Here is a 2,404-nt window from a genome sequence, read left to right as displayed (position 1 = left end):
TTAACTAATCTGGGATGGTGCTACATCAGCATTTTTTAATGCTTGCCTGATAACTGCCTGCTGTGAAACCCCATTGGGTGCAGTCATTCCATTGCTTAGACCATCATGGTTAACTGCCGAGCCTTTGATAACTGCTAATATATTGTCTCTATCCCGGAGGGCATCACAGAGGCGTTTGAGGACAATTACACCACATCCTTCCCCTCGTACATAACCATCGGCGTCTTTGTCAAAAGTCTTACAAAAACCGTCCGACGCCATCATCCGAGCTTGAGAAAAAGTGAGAGTGTATTCGGGGGACAAAACCAAGTTCACCCCTCCGACCAAGCACAAATTAGATTCACCGCTTTGCAGGCTTTGACAGGCAAAATGCAATGCTACCAGCGATGACGAGCAAGCTGTGTCTATCGCCAAGCTAGGTCCGTGCAAATTCAGTATATAGGAGAGACGATTCGCTGCAATACCAGGCGTGATGCCAATGCCGCCATAAGCATCTATATTAAGGTGATCATTGAACACCAGTCGGCCATAATCACTAGCAACGATTCCTATAAACACACCTGTTTGGCTGTCAGCTAACTTATTTGGTGCCAGTCCTGCATTTTCCAGAGCTTCCCAGGCTACCTCTAAGACTAGTCTATGCTGGGGATCCATTGACTCTGCTTCTCGGGGAGAAATTCCGAAGAAACTCGGTTCAAACATATCTATCTGTTCCAGAAAAGCGCCCCAACGGGTGTTCATTTTTCCTGGTGTAGCTGGATCTGGATCATACAAGGCATCAACATCCCATCGATTTGGCGGAACTTCAGTGATGGTATGCACTCCATGCCGCAGCAAATGCCAAAAGCTTTCTGGATTTCCAGCACTTGGAAAACGACAACCAATACCTATAATCGCGGTTGGATCCATGTAATTTGCACCTTATCTTCAGGATGACGAAACTAAATGCTTAGCCAAAAACTCTATAGTTGGGTAACTATAAAGCGCAGTAGCAGGAATATCTCGTTCTAGCCAAGCTCCCAACTCAGCAACTAGAGTTGCTGCATCAGCCGATCCTAGAGCATAGCGCTCAAAAGGAAGAGTACTATTCACCTCATCTGCTTCAATGTTAAAAACTTTGGCTATGTAAGCGACTAACCAAGCTTTAATTTTTTCTTCTAGAGGCAGCTCCTTTTTTTGATCCACTACTGGCAGTTTGGCTACTATTTGACTGTATTGCTTCATCGCCTCACTGCAACTCATGCCTTTAAGTTGATTCCAGGCTTGCCATTGAATATACTTTCTAGGTTGCAGAATCGGATCTGGCTCCTCCTCTAGACAATCCCCTTCCATTGCTTGTTGATAGAGAGTCTCAAGCTCTATTTCTTTCTTGCCTTTAGGTAGTTGAACATGACCAAAGCGAACTAAGTTGGACATGGTCTGAAATTCTAACTCTATATTGTCTAGATCATGAGAATCACGAACGACATTGATTCCATAATCATCTTGCCCTGATACCAGGATACAAAAATGCTTTTTGATATTATGAAAATTTTCGTCGATGAAATCGCCTTTTAAACGGTGTGGATAAACCTGTACGCTGGGAGGAACATAACGTCCATTAATACCTAGTCGGCGTTGTTTCTTGGAGTTATTGGGGGGAGAGGAATGCATAACTCTTTCGGTAAAGATAATAGCTTGCCCCATGCGCGCTGGTACAGCTTCCACTTCCCATTCATTGTCATCGAAGTCAAACACTACTGAGTATTTTCTCCGCCCTTGCCAAACCATTTTATGGTTTTTTATACCCGCAAACATTCCCTCCTCAGCAGGTACCTGCACTCGCCCAAATTTTTCCTTGTGTGTCCCATTAGCAAAATGTAAGCAGCCATTTTCGAGAGTAGCATCATCTAAAGCTATCCATACTGATATATTTATAATATCTTCAGTATTCGGGTAAAGCAGTGCTGGCTTTTGAGGATCATAGGCGCTGGGGTCGTAAGAATCATAAACTTGATGCCATTTGATCTCTCCTTCCCCTGGCATTTTGCAAAAAACATTACTGTTCCACAATAGTAAATTGTCCCCACCCAACTGGTTTAGTACCCGAACAATTTTGTTGTTTTTAAACATCTCGGCTATCGGTTGATGAAACAGATGAAGGTCACGAGATGTGTTGAGGTTCAGGACATTGTTGTAGAGCATCATCATCGGCTGACCCTCTACTTCTTTAATTGAACTATTAGTTTCTATACATTTTTTTACAGATTCTACTTCTGAACTTGTAAATAGATCCAGGGGGCCTAACCATCCCTTTTCTTCAAAGTGTTGAATCTGGTTTTGTGTGAGCATATTCAGGGTTCAATCCTTTCTAGATTACTACTGTAATGGTATAAAAAAACACTGTATGGGTTAGTTTTTTATA

The 2,404-nt window shown here is 42.8% G+C and carries 2 protein-coding genes; both read right to left on the bottom strand.

The annotated features are described in order from the left end of the window. Window positions 1–909 (bottom strand): polyketide synthase, encoded by a 909-nt coding sequence (locus tag F6K53_RS37405; RefSeq protein ID WP_293084692.1) that lies wholly within the window; start codon window positions 907–909, stop codon window positions 1–3. 18 nt (window positions 910–927) lie between these two features. Then, window positions 928–2,331: an acyl-CoA-binding protein gene (locus F6K53_RS37400; protein ID WP_293084689.1), complete on the bottom strand. Its 1,404-nt coding sequence runs from the start codon at window positions 2,329–2,331 to the stop codon at window positions 928–930. Between the last annotated feature and the right edge of the window lie 73 nt (window positions 2,332–2,404).

It is taken from the genome of Moorena sp. SIO4A1, assembly GCF_010672065.1.
In the GTDB taxonomy this organism is placed as follows: domain Bacteria; phylum Cyanobacteriota; class Cyanobacteriia; order Cyanobacteriales; family Coleofasciculaceae; genus Moorena.
Note: the sequence above shows the minus strand (reverse complement) of the source record. Positions and strands in the feature narration are given on the sequence as shown.